At 65.6% G+C, this 15,016-nt stretch carries 17 protein-coding genes and 2 pseudogenes; 9 read left to right on the top strand and 10 right to left on the bottom strand.

Annotated features, from left to right (window positions below; genetic code table 11):
- Nucleotides 1-11: 11 nt before the first annotated feature.
- Nucleotides 12-131 (bottom strand): annotated as a pseudogene (locus A5713_RS29210) (phosphotransferase family protein); the annotation flags it as partial.
- Nucleotides 113-544, bottom strand: coding sequence for a DoxX family protein (locus A5713_RS14205; RefSeq protein ID WP_068096371.1), 432 nt, complete (start codon nucleotides 542-544; stop codon nucleotides 113-115). The gene A5713_RS14205 and the pseudogene A5713_RS29210, both read right to left, overlap by 19 nt.
- 124 nt (nucleotides 545-668) lie before the next feature.
- Between A5713_RS14205 and A5713_RS14200 the strand changes: the two genes are divergently transcribed.
- Nucleotides 669-1,064, top strand: coding sequence for a hypothetical protein (locus tag A5713_RS14200; protein WP_068096369.1), 396 nt, complete (start codon nucleotides 669-671; stop codon nucleotides 1,062-1,064).
- Between the two features lie 39 nt (nucleotides 1,065-1,103).
- Nucleotides 1,104-1,427 (top strand): multidrug efflux SMR transporter, encoded by a 324-nt coding sequence (locus A5713_RS14195; protein ID WP_068096367.1) that lies wholly within the window; start codon nucleotides 1,104-1,106, stop codon nucleotides 1,425-1,427.
- Nucleotides 1,428-1,429: 2 nt separating this feature from the next.
- On the opposite strand, the gene A5713_RS14190 is transcribed toward A5713_RS14195, so the two are convergent.
- The gene (locus tag A5713_RS14190; protein ID WP_068096363.1) at nucleotides 1,430-2,263 is read right to left on the bottom strand and encodes an alpha/beta fold hydrolase; all 834 of its coding nucleotides are present in this window, start codon (nucleotides 2,261-2,263) and stop codon (nucleotides 1,430-1,432) included.
- 314 nt (nucleotides 2,264-2,577) lie between these two features.
- On the opposite strand from A5713_RS14190, the gene A5713_RS14185 reads away from it, so the two are divergent.
- Both A5713_RS14185 and A5713_RS14180 read left to right on the top strand, forming a co-directional pair.
- Nucleotides 2,578-5,013: a glycogen/starch/alpha-glucan phosphorylase gene (locus A5713_RS14185; protein WP_068096415.1), complete on the top strand. Its 2,436-nt coding sequence runs from the start codon at nucleotides 2,578-2,580 to the stop codon at nucleotides 5,011-5,013.
- Nucleotides 5,014-5,056: 43 nt separating this feature from the next.
- A complete protein-coding gene (locus tag A5713_RS14180; RefSeq protein WP_067924821.1) occupies nucleotides 5,057-5,668 on the top strand; it encodes a hypothetical protein in 612 nt (203 codons plus the stop codon).
- On the opposite strand, the pseudogene A5713_RS29705 reads toward A5713_RS14180, so the two are convergent.
- Nucleotides 5,665-5,787: pseudogene (locus A5713_RS29705) on the bottom strand (hypothetical protein); the annotation flags it as partial. The gene A5713_RS14180 and the pseudogene A5713_RS29705 overlap by 4 nt on opposite strands.
- A 129-nt stretch (nucleotides 5,788-5,916) precedes the next feature.
- Here A5713_RS29705 and A5713_RS14175 point away from each other — a divergent pair.
- The 4 genes from A5713_RS14175 (at nucleotide 5,917) to A5713_RS14160 (ending at nucleotide 11,349) form a co-directional block, all read left to right on the top strand.
- Nucleotides 5,917-7,383, top strand: coding sequence for a hypothetical protein (locus A5713_RS14175; protein ID WP_068096362.1), 1,467 nt, complete (start codon nucleotides 5,917-5,919; stop codon nucleotides 7,381-7,383).
- Between the two features lie 79 nt (nucleotides 7,384-7,462).
- Entirely contained in the window at nucleotides 7,463-7,897 is a 435-nt protein-coding gene (locus A5713_RS14170) for a hypothetical protein (RefSeq protein ID WP_068096412.1), read from the top strand.
- A 216-nt stretch (nucleotides 7,898-8,113) separates the two neighbouring features.
- Nucleotides 8,114-8,512, top strand: a complete 399-nt coding sequence (locus A5713_RS14165; protein ID WP_068096361.1) for an MmpS family transport accessory protein — start codon at nucleotides 8,114-8,116, stop codon at nucleotides 8,510-8,512.
- On the top strand, nucleotides 8,509-11,349 hold the full coding sequence (locus A5713_RS14160) for an RND family transporter (RefSeq protein WP_068096360.1): 2,841 nt from the start codon (nucleotides 8,509-8,511) through the stop codon (nucleotides 11,347-11,349). The genes A5713_RS14165 and A5713_RS14160 overlap by 4 nt, the downstream gene beginning before the upstream one ends.
- On the opposite strand, the gene A5713_RS14155 is transcribed toward A5713_RS14160, so the two are convergent.
- The 6 genes from A5713_RS14155 to A5713_RS14130 form a co-directional block, all read right to left on the bottom strand.
- Nucleotides 11,346-12,083, bottom strand: a complete 738-nt coding sequence (locus A5713_RS14155; protein WP_068096358.1) for an SDR family NAD(P)-dependent oxidoreductase — start codon at nucleotides 12,081-12,083, stop codon at nucleotides 11,346-11,348. The two genes, A5713_RS14160 and A5713_RS14155, sit on opposite strands and share 4 nt — an antisense overlap.
- Nucleotides 12,084-12,097: 14 nt before the next feature.
- The gene (locus A5713_RS14150; protein WP_067924804.1) at nucleotides 12,098-12,313 is read right to left on the bottom strand and encodes a hypothetical protein; all 216 of its coding nucleotides are present in this window, start codon (nucleotides 12,311-12,313) and stop codon (nucleotides 12,098-12,100) included.
- An 85-nt stretch (nucleotides 12,314-12,398) separates the two neighbouring features.
- On the bottom strand, nucleotides 12,399-12,593 hold the full coding sequence (locus tag A5713_RS14145; RefSeq protein WP_067924825.1) for a long chain fatty acid-CoA synthetase Faa4p: 195 nt from the start codon (nucleotides 12,591-12,593) through the stop codon (nucleotides 12,399-12,401).
- Between the two features lie 258 nt (nucleotides 12,594-12,851).
- Nucleotides 12,852-14,066, bottom strand: a complete 1,215-nt coding sequence (locus A5713_RS14140) for an NAD(P)/FAD-dependent oxidoreductase (protein WP_068096356.1) — start codon at nucleotides 14,064-14,066, stop codon at nucleotides 12,852-12,854.
- A gap of 2 nt (nucleotides 14,067-14,068) precedes the next feature.
- Nucleotides 14,069-14,257 carry a ferredoxin gene (locus tag A5713_RS14135; RefSeq protein ID WP_067924799.1) on the bottom strand — a complete coding sequence of 63 codons (189 nt, stop codon included), beginning with the start codon at nucleotides 14,255-14,257 and terminating at the stop codon, nucleotides 14,069-14,071.
- Nucleotides 14,254-14,682: a metal-dependent hydrolase gene (locus A5713_RS14130; RefSeq protein ID WP_231980404.1), complete on the bottom strand. Its 429-nt coding sequence runs from the start codon at nucleotides 14,680-14,682 to the stop codon at nucleotides 14,254-14,256. The genes A5713_RS14135 and A5713_RS14130 overlap by 4 nt, the downstream gene beginning before the upstream one ends.
- Here A5713_RS14130 and A5713_RS14125 point away from each other — a divergent pair.
- A partial coding sequence (locus A5713_RS14125) for a metal-dependent hydrolase (RefSeq protein WP_231980402.1) occupies nucleotides 14,671-15,016 on the top strand: 346 nt, incomplete at its 3' end. The genes A5713_RS14130 and A5713_RS14125 overlap by 12 nt on opposite strands.

Raw genomic sequence — 15,016 nt, 5'->3', positions numbered from 1 at the left:
CCGGGCGCCCCTTAATCCAGTAGTGACAGCGCTTTGCCAAGCCCCGGAAGTATTGCCGTCATGTCTTCCAATTCCGTCCGTGGTGTGCGCTTTCGCCGGTTGTGCTTGACGATCAACGACCATGTCGCCGCCCGCGCAGCGCGTCGATCGAGTAAGCCCCGCCGCCTGTGAAGACCAGCAGCAAGAACGCGAAGCAGAAGAGGATCGCCAGCGCGCCGCCGTTGCCCGCCGGTGGGTCGGCGACGGGCCACAGCGCCTGGGGCTGGTGGATCCAGAAGTACGCGACCGCCATCTGCCCCGAGGCCACGAACGAGACGGCCCGGGTGAACACACCCGTCGCGATGAGCAGACCCGCGACGACTTCGATCAGCCCGGCGTACCACCCGGGCCACGAGCCGAACTCGACGCGAACCGGCGAACGGACGGGCCAATCGAACAGGCTCCTCGACCCGTATGCGGCGAACAGCAAGCCATAGACGAGCCGAAACACACTGAGCGCCGCCGGGGTGTAGCGATCCAGTCGCCGGTCCAAATCCTTTGTCACGATTGCGAGGTTACGGTCCCGGCCCAGCCACTCCTTGGCAACACCATTTCGGCGTAACGTCATACTCGCTTACATCGGGTGAAGAAGACGCCGGCTCGTGGACTCTCATGGATGGGAATAAGTGATGGGCGAGACTGCCTCCGGTGGGCAATCGGGCCCTTCGGAGCGGGCCGCCAAGGTCCGGCAGCGGGTGAAAGAACTCAACCAGCGCAGGACGGAATTGGCCGCGGGCGAGCGCCCGACTCCGGAGTCGGTCGCGCTGGCGCACCGCCGCGCCGAGGAATCCTTGCGCCGCGCGAAAGAGGCGCACCACGCGGCGGCGCTGCGGCACGAAGAGTTGGCTCGGGTGCACGAGCGAACGGCGAACAGCTATCAGCGCGCCGCACTGCAAGGACTTGGGCCCACCGCTCGACTGCAACAAGCGGCCGATGAGCATTGGCAGGCCGCACACGACGACCATCTCGCAGCCCTTGAGGACGAGGCGGAGTCCCAAGACCCCAAGGAGTCCTCCTCGGGTTAGCTCCAGACAGTCCGTCCGTCGCTCGTCCGAGGAGACTCCTTGACATACGTTCTTCTTCTCTGCGCCATCGTCGCGGAGGTAGCCGCGACCAGCCTGCTCAAAAGCACGGAGGGCTTCACCCGACTGTGGCCGACGGTCATCTGCCTCACGGGTTACGCCATCTCGTTCGCGCTGCTGGCACTGTCGATCTCCCGCGGTATGCAGACGGACGTCGCGTACGCGTTGTGGTCGGCGATCGGCACCGCGCTCATCGTGCTCATCGCAGTGCTGTTCCTCGGCTCGACGGTCTCCGTCGCCAAGGTGGTCGGTGTCGGGTTGATCATCGCCGGCGTGGTCACGTTGAACTTGTCCGGCGCCCACTGACGCTAGGCGCGGACCGGCAGAGGCGTACTCAGCAGATCGAGTAGCGCCGCGGTCACCTCGCCTGGTCGTTCCTCCATGACATAGTGGTCGGCGCCCCGCAGCCGAATCAGCTTGGCCTGCGGGATTGACGCCACCAATTCGCGCGCGGTACCGAACGGGATATAGGGATCGCGGTCGCCCCAGATCACGGCGACCGGGCACCGTATCTTCCCCAGGCCCTCCGCGAGCCACGGCACGGCGGACACCGGGTAGTGCGCGAAGAAGTTCCAGAACGTGCGCTTTCCTTCCGGCGCATTCATCCAGCCCAGATACTCGGCTTCCAGCGTGGTGTCGAAGCAACCGAGCCTTCGGTAGCGCGCCAGCGCTACATGGTGCAGCGCGGCCAGCGGAAGGTGTTGTGCGGCTTCAGATAGCGCCGGCCGCGTCGCGATCCAGTGTTGGGCCCGCGAAAAGCGGTAGAACCACGGGCGGAAGATGCCGTGTGCGCGGGTGTTCAAAAGAGCGAGTCGCAGCACCCGGTCGGGATGGCGGATGGCATAACCGAGGCCGATGAAGCCGCCGAAGTCGTGGGCGCACAGGTTGAACCGTTGCCACCCCAACTCCTCGACGAACCTTTCGATCCGCTCTACCTCGTTGTCGTAAGTGGGCACGGTGGGCGGAGGAGCGGACCGGCCGAAGCCCGGCCAGTCCGGTGCCACGACATGATGGTTTCCGGACAGTTCCGGGATCTGATGGCGCCAGCAGGACGCGCTCTGCGGGTAGCCGTGCAACAGCAGCACCGGCTCTCCCCTGCCGGCGGTGCTTCCGAACACGGTGCTTCCGTCGATGTCCCACATGGTCGGAACATATCCGTATCCGGCGTCGTGTCACCCCTCGCTTTGAGACCGACAGCGCTCCATTCCCGCCACCTGACAACGTCGTTTCGTCGCCGGACCGTGAGCTGGTGTTTACGTAACAGCCTTCAACTGCGCGCCTGGTGTGCAAACATCGCTGCCAGACTGACGCTCTGCCGCCCCCGGGCGGACAGGTTGATTGCGGCAACCTCGAGGGAGTAGGACTCACCATGACCGATGTCGAACAGACGCCCCCCGACGGACTCGCTCCCGCCAGCCCCGCCCGGTCCGATCTGGTTGAGCACTCTCGCACCGGGATGAGCGCGGCCGCGCTGCAACGGGCCATCAACGACCACCTGCGCTACTCGATCGGCCGCCCCGCGGCGGCCCGCCGGCCCGAGCACTACTATCGGGCGCTCGCACTGGCCGTGCGCGACCGCATGCAGGACCGCCGCGTGGTGTCGACCCAAACCTCGCTCGATCTCGGCCGCAAGGTGACGTGTTATCTGTCGGCGGAGTTCCTGATGGGTCCGCAACTGGGCAACAACCTGCTCAATCTCGGCATGGAGCGGGCGGCCCGCGAAGCGCTGGCCGCGATGGGCCAGAACCTGGACACCGTCCTTTCGTGCGAGGAGGAACCGGGCTTGGGCAACGGCGGCCTCGGCCGGCTCGCCGCATGCTACCTGGACTCGCTGGCAACCCTGGAGCGCCCGGCGATCGGCTACGGAATCCGTTACGAGTTCGGCATTTTCGATCAAGAGATCCACGATGGCTGGCAAGTCGAGCAGACCGACAACTGGCTGGACCACGGGAACCCTTGGGAGATCGCCAAACCCGACGTCAACTACTTGGTCAAGTGGGGCGGCTACGCGGCTCACTACACGGACGACGCCGGCAAGGACCGCGTCCGATGGGTGCCAGGGCGAGTACTGAAGGGCGTCGCCTACGACACGCCGATCCAGGGCTACGGCGTCAACACCTGCAACGTGCTGACGTTGTGGAGCGCGCGGGCGGTCAAGTCGTTCGCCTTGGAAGCCTTCAACACCGGCGATTACTACGGGGCCGTCGAGGACGAGGTGATGTCGGAGACAGTCACCAAGGTGCTCTACCCGAACGACGAGCCCGAGGCGGGTAAGCAGCTGCGCCTGCTGCAGCAGTATTTCTTCGTGTCCTGCTCGCTGCAGCATGTGCTGCACATCATGGACGATCTCGCCGACGTGTCCGTCAAGGAACTTCCCCAGCGTTTTGCGTTGCAGCTCAACGACACCCATCCGTCGATCGGCGTCGCCGAACTGATGCGGTTGTTGGTCGACGAACGCCAGCTCGACTGGGACGAGGCGTGGGAGATCACCGTCGCGACGTTCGGCTACACCAACCACACGTTGCTGCCGGAGGCGCTGGAGACCTGGCCGCTGGACATGTTCGCCGAGGCGCTGCCGCGTCACCTGGAGATCATCTACGAGATCAATCGCCGGTTCCTGGACGAGGTACGCGCCCGGTTCCCCGGGGACGACGACCGGGTCGGTCGGATGTCGCTCATCGGCGAGAACGGTGGCAAGAGCGTCCGGATGGCGCACCTGGCCACCGTCGGCAGCCACGCGATCAACGGCGTGGCCGCGCTGCACTCGGAGCTGCTGAAAAGCAGTGTGCTCAAAGACTTCTACGAGATGTGGCCGGAGCGGTTCAGCAACAAGACCAACGGCGTGACGCCGCGCCGCTTCCTGGCGCTGGCCAATCCGGGGCTGCGGGAACTGCTGGACCGCACCGTCGGCGACGGCTGGCTGACCGACCTGGAGCGCCTGCGCGGGCTCGAGCCTTTCGTCGACGACGCCGCCTTCCGCCGGGAATGGCGCGACATCAAACGGAACAACAAGGCGCGCCTGGCCAAGTACATCCGCTCGGTGGCGGGGGTGGACCTCGACCCGGACTGGATGTTCGACATCCAGGTCAAGCGCATCCACGAGTACAAGCGCCAGCATCTCAACGTCCTGCACGTCGTGGCGCTCTATCACCGACTCAAGCAGGACCCCGGCCTGTCGATTCCGCAGCGGGCCTTCATCTTCGGCGGCAAGGCCGCCCCCGGCTACTTCATGGCCAAGCGGATCATCAAATTGATCAACGCCGTCGGGGAGACCGTCAACGCCGACCCGGACGTCAACCGGTTCCTGAAGGTCGCATTCGTGCCGAACTTCAACGTGCAGAACGCCCACATGATCTACCCGGCCGCGGATCTGTCCGAGCAGATCTCCACCGCGGGCAAGGAGGCGTCGGGCACCGGGAACATGAAGTTCATGATCAACGGCGCCCTCACCGTCGGCACGCTCGACGGCGCCAACGTGGAGATGCGCGACGAGGTGGGGCCGGAGAACTTCTTCCTGTTCGGCCTGACGGAACAGGAGGTCGAGGCCGTCAAGGCGGCCGGATATCGCCCGGCCGACTACATCGACCGCAACGACGAGCTGCGCGCGGTGCTGGATCTCATTGCGGCCGGCACGTTCTCGCACGGCGACACCGAGGTGTTCCGGCCGCTGGTGGACAACCTGCGCCATGAGGACCCCTTCCTGGTGTGCGCCGACTACGCGTCCTACGTGAACTGCCAGGAGCAGGTGAGCGCGGCGTGGCAGGACAGGGAGTCGTGGACGAAGATGTCCATCCTCAATACCGCTCGCAGCGGCAAGTTCTCCTCGGATCGCGCGATCACCGAGTACTGCGACGACATCTGGAACGTGTGGCCGCTGACCGTGAAGATGTGAGAAAACCGGCCGAAAATCGCTGCGCCGGGCCTAGGATCTCGGCATGTCAATTCTGGGCGATGCAACGGTCGTCCTCGCTCGCCTGACGAGGTCGACGTCCAACGCGCTGCGTGTCGCGCTCACCACCCCCGACGGCACCGAATTGGCGCGGGCGCAACAAAAGGGCGGTCCCGCGGTGCTATTCGGCTTCAAGAACGGGGGCAAGGGCGAATACAAGCTGTCCTCGGCAGCCGGCGATGAGCTCAAGATCGCGGTGGCCGCAACGACCACCATCACCAACGGGAGCACACCCGTGGGAAGAATTGTGCCCGTCGACGGCGCGGCGCAATTGGAAGACGGGGGCGGCACCGTGCTGGCGGTGGTGCAACCACACACCGGACACAAGGCCGACAGCGCATGGCACCACCGCCTGTTGTCGCCGACCGGCCAGGCGATCGGTGTGCTCACCCTGATGACCGTTCACACCGGTTGGAGCGACATCGAATCCGACGCCATCATGTTGCTGACCGGCCGCAACGTCGCCACCCTGAAGGCGCCATCGGCGGGTGCCATGCTCACGCTCGCCGCGCCGGTCCCTCCCCAGTTGGGCGACGTCTTGGCCGCGGCGTGCGTGGACTTCTCGGTACTCCCCCGCGGATACATCGCGTCAGGCTAGCGGTACCCGGGTAGGTCCGGCACCCCGCTGGCGGTCAGCCATCCACCGCCGTCGACGACGAGCGTCGCCCCCCCGGTGACATACGACGCCGCATCGTAGGCGAGGAAGAGCACCGCAGCAGGTCGGCCCGAAACGGGCTGCGCCAGGCGTTCACGCGGAAAAGGTTACGACGGCTGGACCGTGGGTCGATAGTGGACGTTTTCCCGGTCCGCCGCAAGGATCGACTCAGTGACCCTGGCAGGAGGAAAGTGACCCTACGATTCCGTCGGCTTGCGCTGGCCCCGTTCACCGTGGCGCTGGCGATGCTGCTGCTCGCGCCGTCCGCGTCGGCCGACACCTATACCGATCAGCTGGTGAACAAGTTCAACGCCCAGACGCACGTGCTGGCCGACCCGACGGCGAATCCGTCGCTGCGGGACCCCGACAGGCTCAACGACCAGATCCTGTCCAGCCGATGGACGTGGAGTTCCACGCCGCCGGTCTGGGTGGCGGCGGTGGCCCCCAGCCAGACCGGGGTGAGCACCCCGGACGCCATTCACAACGTCATCCTCGGACGCGATCCCACCTTCAGCGGGATCATTCTGGTCATCGACTCCCGGGGCTATCACGTGCGCGCCTACAACGTGCCCAAGGCGATCGCGGACAGCGTCGATCCGTTGATGAGCCAGTCGGCCAGGGCTCACCGGAACGACCCGCAGGGCGCGACGAGTGAATTCGTCAGCAGATTGGCCAGGGTGGACGTGCCCTCCGGGGGACCGGCGAGCACCACCTCCCCTGCCGTGCACAAGAACCCCGACCGCTGGGCATGGTTGTGGACCCTGCTGGTCTTTCTCGCCGTCGCGTTGAGCGTGGTCAGCTTGATCTGGTTCGTGGCGAGCCGAAACGGCAAGCGCCGCAAGGACGCAGCAGCGCGCGAGCAGATCAAGCAGGAATTGATCACCGCAACAGCGGACGTCGGCGACCTCGATAACGCGGTGCTCACCAACAGCGAAACGGACGTCAGCGCGGAGTCCACGAAGGCCAACGCCAGCCTGTATGACGCCAGAAAGGCCTATGAGACAGGTGACTACGGCGCAGCGCGCGCGCACCTGAGGGTGGTGCAGTCGACGGTGGCCAAGGCCAACCAGAAACTCAACCCCGGTCGCCCTGCGCCGAACGTCGCCGCCGTCGACTCGGTGCCCGAAGACGACCGCAAGCAGGCCTCGGTGCGCGCAAAGAACCCCGAGACCGGCGAGTACGTGACGATCAACAACAACAACTACAGCACCACCCCGCAGCCCGGTTATCCCCACTATTACGGGGGTGGCTACTACAACGGAATGTTCTTCTACCCGGGGTACTACCCATACGCGTTCTGGGGTGCGGGCTGGGGTTGGGCGCTGACGGACGTCCTGCTGATGGACGCGCTGCTGGACGACCATTGGGGCGGCAGCTACGAGCGCGGCTTCGACGCCGGCCGCGATTCGGCATACGCGGATGCCGGCTACGGCGGCGGCCAAAACGCCGGGTATGACAGCCCGCAAGGCGATGTCGGGTTCGGCGGTGGTTACGACTCCAGCGGCGATACTGGCTTCGCAGGCAACGGCGGCTCGTACTCGGGTGGCGGAGACGTCGACTTCAGCGGCGGTTGGGACTCCGGCGGCGGATCCGACTTCGGCGGATCCGATTTCGGCGGCGGTGGCTCGGATTCCGGCGGCGGCGACTTCGGGTTCTGATGCCCGAGAAGTAGGGTTTCCCGATGAGCACCGACAGGATCGACCGCGGCATCCTGCTCGTCTCACAAGGAGTGTGATCGTGACTGAGGGTTTGTTCGGCCTACTGACCGTGATCGCCTTGGGCCTGGCACTGACACTCGCCACCATTGCCGCCGCGTACGTCAGGCGGATGGAGAGGCGGACGACCAGCCCGATAAGCGAGGAGATCGGCAGCGCCAAAGAGGTCGTGCGCAAGCTGCGCAAACGCGAACCCATGTCGGCGGAAGAGCTGGACTACGCGCGCCAGGTCGTCGCCGACCGTAGCTCCTTTATGGCGCTCTGCATCCCCGGCGCGTTGTTCATGCTCGGCTGCTTCTACGTCTTCGGCAGTCTGTACCACCTGCATGGAGCAACCCCTTCCGAGCGCACGTTCCTCGGGGTGATCCCCATGTTGACGTCGACTAACCTCGCCCTACGGCTTCGAAGTAGCGCACGTCTGAAGAGGCGGCTGCGCGGCGCGCAAGTCGCGGCATGAGGGGCTCGCGACCCAGGTTCGACACACCCGGATCGCGCCGGCGACCCGGCTGCAGTAATCTCTTTACCGATGTATGTCAACCTTATTGATATACGACGAGCCGCTGGCCGGCTGACATGGGGCGGAGACGAGGCGGGCACGTCTTAGGACTGGGTCGCGAAAGGTGATGGAGTGAGCCGTCGTTCAGTCGGCAGGACTGCCTTGGAGCGGGGCTGGATGCCGTTGGTCACCGTCGTTGCGGTCGGTGTGGGCCTGCTGTGCATGTACAAAGTGCACCAGTTCTCCGAACCGGAGCCGGTCATCACCGTCAATGGTCCGCAGGCGCCTGAGCAGTTCAATGTCAAGCGGATCACCTACGAGGTGTTCGGCAACGCCGGCAAGGGAGGGAAGCTCGTCTACATCGACATCGACGGCCATCCGCACCAGGTCGATATCACGGCCCTGCCGTGGTCCCACACGGAGACCACGACTCTCTCGGTGGCGTCCGGAAGCATCTCGGTTCACGTTCGTAGCGGTCAGGTGAGTTGCCGGATGCTGGTGGATGGCGTGGTCCGCGACGAGCAGTCGGACGACCATCCCGACGCCGACGTCGAGTGCCGGGTGAAATCGGCATGACCGAGCATCGCCTCGACGAGCCCCGGACCAAACGCCCGTTCATCCCCAGGATGGTGCGGGCTTTCGCGATCCCGATCATCTTCTTCTGGGGCCTCCTCGCGGTCACCACGAACACCTTCATGCCGCAGGTGGAACGGGTCGCGGAGGAACTCGCCGGCCCGATGGTGCCGCACTACGCGCCCTCACAGCGGGCGCTGCTGCACATCGGCGAGAAGTTCCACGAATCGAACTCGACCAACTTGACCATGGTGGTGTTCGAGGCGAACCGGCCGCTGGGAGACGCCGACCACCGGTACTACGACGACCTGATGCGCCGCCTTCAGCGCGACACCCAGCACGTGCAGTACGTGATGGACCTGTGGGGCAAGCCGTTCACCGCGGCCGGAGCGCAGAGCGTGGATGGCAAGTGCACCTATGTGCTCCTTCGTCTGGCCGGCGACATCGGCCAGATTCAGGCCAACCAGTCCGTGGACGCCGTCCGTGACATCATCACGAAAGACCCGCCACCGCCCGGGCTCAAGGTCTACGTCAGCGGCGCGGCTCCGTTGGCCTCGGACACGCTGGCTATCGCGAACGCGAGCCTGAACAACGTCACGATCGTCACCATCATCCTCATCGTCGTGATGCTGTTGCTGGTCTACCGCACCCCATCCACCCTGTTGGTGCCCTTGCTCGGCGTGCTCATCGAGATGCTCGTCGCGAAGGGGATCGTCTCGACGCTGGGGCACCTCGGGTACATCGAGCTCTCGTCGTTCGCGGTGAACATCGTGATCGCGTTAACTCTGGGCGCGGGAACGGATTACGGCATCTTCTTGATGGGCCGCTACCACGAGGCCCGGCAGGCCGGCGAAAGCCGGGAGGACAGCTTCTACATCGCGTACAAGGGTGTCGCGCCCATCATCATCGGCTCCGGGCTGACGATCGCCGGCGCGTGTTACTGCTTGACGTTCGCGCGCCTCAACTATTTCCACACCATGGGTCCGGCCGTGGCGATCACCATGCTGTTCACCATCGCCGCGGCGATGACGCTAGGCCCGGCGGCGTTGACCGTCGGCAGCCTGTTCGGGATGTTCGACCCGAGGACCAGCGCCAAGGGATATCTGTATCGGCGCATCGGGGCGAGCGTCGTGCGGTGGCCGGTGCCCATCCTGGTGGCCAGTTCCGCGATCGTCATGCTCGGCGCGATCTTCGTTCCCACCTACCGGCAGAACTACGACGACAGGCAATACCAGCCGGCCAGTGCGCCCGCCAACCTGGGTTTCCAGGCAGCGGATCGGCACTTCCCCAAGAGCAAGCTCTTCTCCGAGATGCTCATGGTCGAAACCGATCACGACATGCGTAACTCCGCCGACTTCATCTCCCTGGACCGCGTCGCCAAGGCCCTGATCCGCCTGCACGGCGTGGCGATGGTGCAGGGCATGACCAGGCCTTTGGGTCGCGCGCTCGAGCACGCCAGCATCCCCTACTTGTTCACCACACAGGGCAGCGGCAACGGCCAACAACTGCCGTTCAGCAAGGAGCAGAACTCCAACACCGATGCGCAGGCCGACATTCAGGCGCACTCGGTCGAGGTCCTGCGCAAGGAGATCGGCTTCTTCCAAAAGGTGTCCGACGAACTGCACCAGACCGTACTCACGGTCGAAGATCTGCAACGGGTTGCCGACGACATCAGGGACGAGGTCTCCAACGTCGACGATTTCTTCCGGCCGATCAAGAGCTACTTCTATTGGGAGAGGCACTGTTTCGACATCCCCATCTGCTGGACGTTCCGCTCGCTGTTCGAGACGATCGATCAGGTCGACAAGTTGGCCGACGACATCGCGGACGCGAAGGTGTCCCTCGAGGAAGTGGACAAGGCTTTCCCGCAGATCATCGCCCAACTCAAAGCCACCGCCGACGACACCGAGGCACTGCAGTCGAAGTTGGTCAACAGTTACGGATCCGCCGACCTGCAGACCACCCAAACCGCGCAGACGTTCGATGATCTGATCAACGTGGGCAACGACTTCGACAAGTCACGCAGCGACGACTTCTTCTACATCCCGCACGAGGGCTTCGACAACGACGACGTCAAGACCGGGATGAAGCTGATGATGTCGCCGGACGGCAAGGCGGCCCGGTTCATCGTCACCCACGAGGGCGACGCGATGGGCCCCGAAGGCGTGGAGCACGTCCAACAGTTCCCCGACGCGATCAAGACGATCCTGAAAGAGACCTCGTTGGCCGGGGCCAGAATCTACATCGGCGGTTCGGGATCCAACGACAAGGACATCAAGGAATACGCGATGTCCGACCTCATGATCGCGGCGATCGCCGCCTTCGTGCTGATCTTCTTGATCATGATGTTCATCACGCGAAGTCTGGTGGCCGCCTTGGTGATTCCCGGCACCGTGGCGTTCTCCTACGCCGGCGCGTTCGGGCTGTCCATCCTCGTCTGGCAGCACCTGGTCGGCCTGCACCTGCACTGGCTGGTCCTGCCGCTGACGTTCATCATCCTGGTGGCGGTGGGTTCGGACTACAACCTGTTGCTGATCAACAGGGTGAAAGAGGAGTTGCACGGCGGGATTCACACCGGCCTCATCCGGGCGCTCGGCAGCACGGGCGGCGTGGTGACGTCCGCCGGCTTGGTGTTCGCCTTCACCATGCTGGCCATGCTCACCAGCGATCTGCGCACCATCGGGCAGGTGGGTTCGACCGTGTGCATCGGCCTGCTGCTCGACACGCTGATCGTGCGTTCGTTCGTGGTGCCGTGCATCCTGCGGATTTTGGGGCCGTGGTTCTGGTGGCCGACCCTGGTGCGCGCCCGCCCGCTGCGGCAGGCGGCCGCACCGAGCTAACCTGCGCCCTTGCCGTTGTCGACGCGATACACGGCGCCGTGCACCGCCGCCGCGGCGTCGCTGGCCAGGAAGGCGATCACGTTCGCGACGTCAACGGGCTGCATCATGCCGCGCGGCGAGGCCGTGCGCATGATCAGGTCGTAGTTGGGGTTCTCTGGAGCGCTGAAGTGTTCGAGCTGCGGGGTGAGCATGCCCCCGGGGCATACCGCGTTGACGCGCAAGCGGTCCGCGGTGTACTCCACCGCCAGAGCCCGGGTCAGTCCGACCAGCCCGTGCTTGGCGGCGCAGTAGCCCGCCGAGTACGCCTGGCCCTCGACGCCGGCGATGGAGCCGACGTTGACGATGTTGCCGCCCCGCTCCAGCAGGTGCGGCAGCGCCGCCCGGCACAGGAAGAACGGCCCGTTCAGGTTGACCGCGAGGTCTTGCGCCCAGTCCTTGTCGGTCATCGACTCCGTCCGGCGCATCTGGTGTTGTCCGGCGACGTTGACCAGCACGTCCAGCCCGCCGAATTCGCGCACGCACCGCTCGACCGCCTCACGGCAAGCCTGCGCCGAGGTCAAGTCCACTGATGCGTAGGAACCGTTCTGAACATCGGCGAATACCTCGGCCAGGCGGGCCGTGTCCCGGCCGACGCCGAAAACCGTTGCGCCCTGGCGGGAAAACAACCGAGCCGTCTCGGCGCCGAGACCCGATGACGCTCCGGTCACCAGCGCGACCTTGCCCTGCAATGACATTCCCGTCCTCGTGGTCAGTAGGGGCGCATTCGCGCGAGGAGTCTCGGCCCCCACAGGGTCATCGCACGGCGCGCGGTCAACAACACCAGCAGACTGATCGCCGTCCTCCCGATGGCGACCCGACTGGTTCGCCGCTTCCAGGTCGGCGGCGCCGATCCCGCGCGCCGGCCGAGGTAGTAGCCGAGGCAGGTCGCCATCGCGAGAGCCGCGATTCCCGCGAGCACCGTCATGATGATGAGCGTTTCGCGTCATCGTCGCGGTGGGGTCACGCGAAAGGCACACCTTGGCCACTACGTGCGGCCGACGAATGCGGCGCTAACCGATCTCGCTCACGACATAGACGGCGACATAACCGATGGGGATGCCGGTCCAGGTGGCGATGCACTTGCGTGCCGCCAGTTCCACCGCGCCCCGGCGGCTGGTGCGGGTGACCCTGCCGATCTCGGGAATCCGGATCATCCACCCGTCGGCGTCACGACTGACTTCGACGTCAAAGCACTGGCCGACCATCGGGCACTTCACGCGGGGAACCATCCGCGACGCGCGGGCGCTGCGCAACGCTTGTCGGCGCAGCAGGCTGGGCTGAGTGGGCATGGCTGCTTTCAAAAGAGTCGCAATCGAACCGCGGGAAAGAGTAATGCGCATCGAGGCGAAAACCTAATCGGCAACCGGGCCGGCTCCTGACTGAGGCGCACTCGCAACCGAGTCGTTGCTTGCGCTTAATGTTCGAGGCCGAACGGCTCGGGCAGGAGCGAACGTCCCACCTTGCTAATCCGGCCGCCTCGGCGGAAACGCGACGCCCTTCTCGATGGCCTCCCGATAGGCATTCACCCGGCCCGGGATGGTCGCGAGGACGGCCATGGTCCGACCGCCCCGCCCGTACGCGGCGACGAACTCCCACGAATCAGGATCGCCTTCGATGATCTCGACAACATCGTAATCGTTTGGCACGCCCAGCATCTGGAGCTTGACGTCGTACTGATCGGACCAGAAGTACGGCAGCTCGGCGTGAGCCTCGGCACTTTCCGGCCCCGCCAACAATGTCCGCGCCGCGGCCGCGCCCTGACGGCCCGCGTCGTCCCAGTGCTCGGTGCGCAGGTGCCGTTCGTACAGCGGGTGCCACCAGCGGGCTACGTCACCGGCGGCGACGACGGCGGCATTCCCGGTGTCGCCATCCACGGCACCGCCGGCGTCGCAGATCACCCCGTCGTCGACACGCAATCCGGAGCCGTCCAGCCAGTCGGTGGCCGGGGTGACCCCGAGGCCGACGATGACGAGGTCGGCCGGGACCCGCGAGCCGTCGGTGAGCCGAACCCTCCGCACCCGGCCGTCGCCCTCGAATCTGTCGACACCGACTCCGACCCGCAGATCCACGCCGTGCCGGCGATGCAGCTCGGCCCAGCGCTGCGCCAGCTCCTTGCCCAACACGGCCAGCAGCGGGCCGTTCGCCTTTTCGATCAGCGCGACGTCCAGTCCCATCGACCGGCAACTCGCGGCGACCTCCGCGCCGATGAACCCACCGCCGACGACCACGACCCGCGGCCGGGAACCCAAGCGGTCCCGAATGGCCAGGCAATCATCGATCGTCCGCAGCATCAGCACGCCGTCGGGACCTGGGCCGCCCGGCCATGCGCGCGGCGTCGCGCCGCTGGCGATCACCAGTCCGTCAAACGGCAGGGGCAGGTCCTGACCGTCGTCGCGCACGTGGACGGTGCGCGAGGTCATGTCCAACTTCAACGCCGACGCGCCGCGCAGGACACGCGCATCCATGTCGAATTGCGGCGCCAGGTCGACCCCGGCCCGGTGCACCTTGCCGGTCAGCAACTTCTTCGACAGCGGAGGGCGATGATAAGGGGCCTGCCGCTCGGCGCCCACGATGGTCAGGGCGCCGTTGTAGCCCTCGTGCCGCAGCGTCTCGGCCGCTCGGGTCCCCGCCACGCCCGCACCGACGACGACAACGTTTGTCAGCTGGCGAGTCGGCATGGTCAGTCCTTCACCGTGATGGCCTGGGTGGGACAGGACACCTCGGCACCGATCAACTGTTGGCGCAGTTCCTCGGGCGGTTCGTCCTGCAGCACGTGCAGACCGTCCTCGCGCACGTCGAACACCTCGTGGCAGATGCTCATGCACACGCCGTTGCCATCGCAGGTGTCAAGGTCCACCGAAACCTTCATCGCACCTTCGCCTTTCGTGCTCCGTTGCCGGACGTCTCGATTCCTTGAGTTTGATCCGGCGACTTCCCTTGGGATCGCGCCCGCTCCTGGGCGGCCTTGGCCACCGGCGAATAAGCCAGGTAGTCGATCGCCACCTGTGTGTTCGCCTCGTCGTTGGGGTGATGGCTGGGCCGCATGTACCGGACGGGCGTCGTCACCATCAGCTTCCAGGGGCCCGGCAACCGGTACTCGCGAGCGGCCCAGAGCCAGTCTCGCCAGCGCCACTTGCGATCGGTGGTCGGGTCTTGGGCCATCAGGTATTTGGCGCCGGCGACCCACCAGCCGATGAACAGCGGCGAGACGAACAACATCGAGAACGCCCTGATCAAGTAGCTCCCGGAGACGTGCTGGTAGACGTCGTACACCAGCGACCGGTGCTCGACCACCTCGCCGAGCAGGGCATCGACACCAAGCCGTACACGGATCGGCTCGGGAGGCTGTTGTCGATGACGCTGGGCGACCCGCCCCAGTGGTTTCCGCCGGCCATGAAGCGGTGGTGGCTGTATCGGCGGCTGGCCGATGTGGCCGCGCTGGAGCACTACACCGCGATGTTGGGCCAATGGGTGCTGACGAACCGGGGCCTGGACTACGCGAAGGCCGACCCCATGATGCTGGATCTGCTGCGTTGGCACGGCGCCGAGGAGGTCGAGCACCGGTCGCTGGTGTACGACGTCTACCAGCACGTCTCCGGGAGCTACTTGATCAGGGCGTTCTCGATGT

The sequence above is a fragment of the Mycobacterium sp. E2497 genome (assembly GCF_001668695.1).
GTDB lineage: Bacteria > Actinomycetota > Actinomycetes > Mycobacteriales > Mycobacteriaceae > Mycobacterium.
The sequence above is the reverse complement of the archived record's forward strand: the minus strand, read 5'-3'. Positions and strand labels throughout refer to the sequence as shown.

What these genes read in the sequence shown, in the direction of transcription:
- A5713_RS14135 (WP_067924799.1), bottom strand. Translation starts at nt 14,257, where the DNA reads ATGAAGGTTTCGGTGGACCTTGACACCTGCGATGGCAACGGCGTGTGC.
- A5713_RS14150 (WP_067924804.1), bottom strand. Translation starts at nt 12,313, where the DNA reads ATGACGGTGCTCGCGGGAATCGCGGCTCTCGCGATGGCGACCTGCCTC.
- A5713_RS14145 (WP_067924825.1), bottom strand. Translation starts at nt 12,593, where the DNA reads ATGGTCGGCCAGTGCTTTGACGTCGAAGTCAGTCGTGACGCCGACGGG.
- A5713_RS14180 (WP_067924821.1), top strand. Translation starts at nt 5,057, where the DNA reads ATGTCAATTCTGGGCGATGCAACGGTCGTCCTCGCTCGCCTGACGAGG.
- A5713_RS14190 (WP_068096363.1), bottom strand. Translation starts at nt 2,263, where the DNA reads ATGTGGGACATCGACGGAAGCACCGTGTTCGGAAGCACCGCCGGCAGG.
- A5713_RS14200 (WP_068096369.1), top strand. Translation starts at nt 669, where the DNA reads ATGGGCGAGACTGCCTCCGGTGGGCAATCGGGCCCTTCGGAGCGGGCC.
- A5713_RS14185 (WP_068096415.1), top strand. Translation starts at nt 2,578, where the DNA reads ATGAGCGCGGCCGCGCTGCAACGGGCCATCAACGACCACCTGCGCTAC.
- A5713_RS14165 (WP_068096361.1), top strand. Translation starts at nt 8,114, where the DNA reads ATGCCGTTGGTCACCGTCGTTGCGGTCGGTGTGGGCCTGCTGTGCATG.
- A5713_RS14160 (WP_068096360.1), top strand. Translation starts at nt 8,509, where the DNA reads ATGACCGAGCATCGCCTCGACGAGCCCCGGACCAAACGCCCGTTCATC.
- A5713_RS14155 (WP_068096358.1), bottom strand. Translation starts at nt 12,083, where the DNA reads ATGTCATTGCAGGGCAAGGTCGCGCTGGTGACCGGAGCGTCATCGGGT.
- A5713_RS14140 (WP_068096356.1), bottom strand. Translation starts at nt 14,066, where the DNA reads ATGCCGACTCGCCAGCTGACAAACGTTGTCGTCGTCGGTGCGGGCGTG.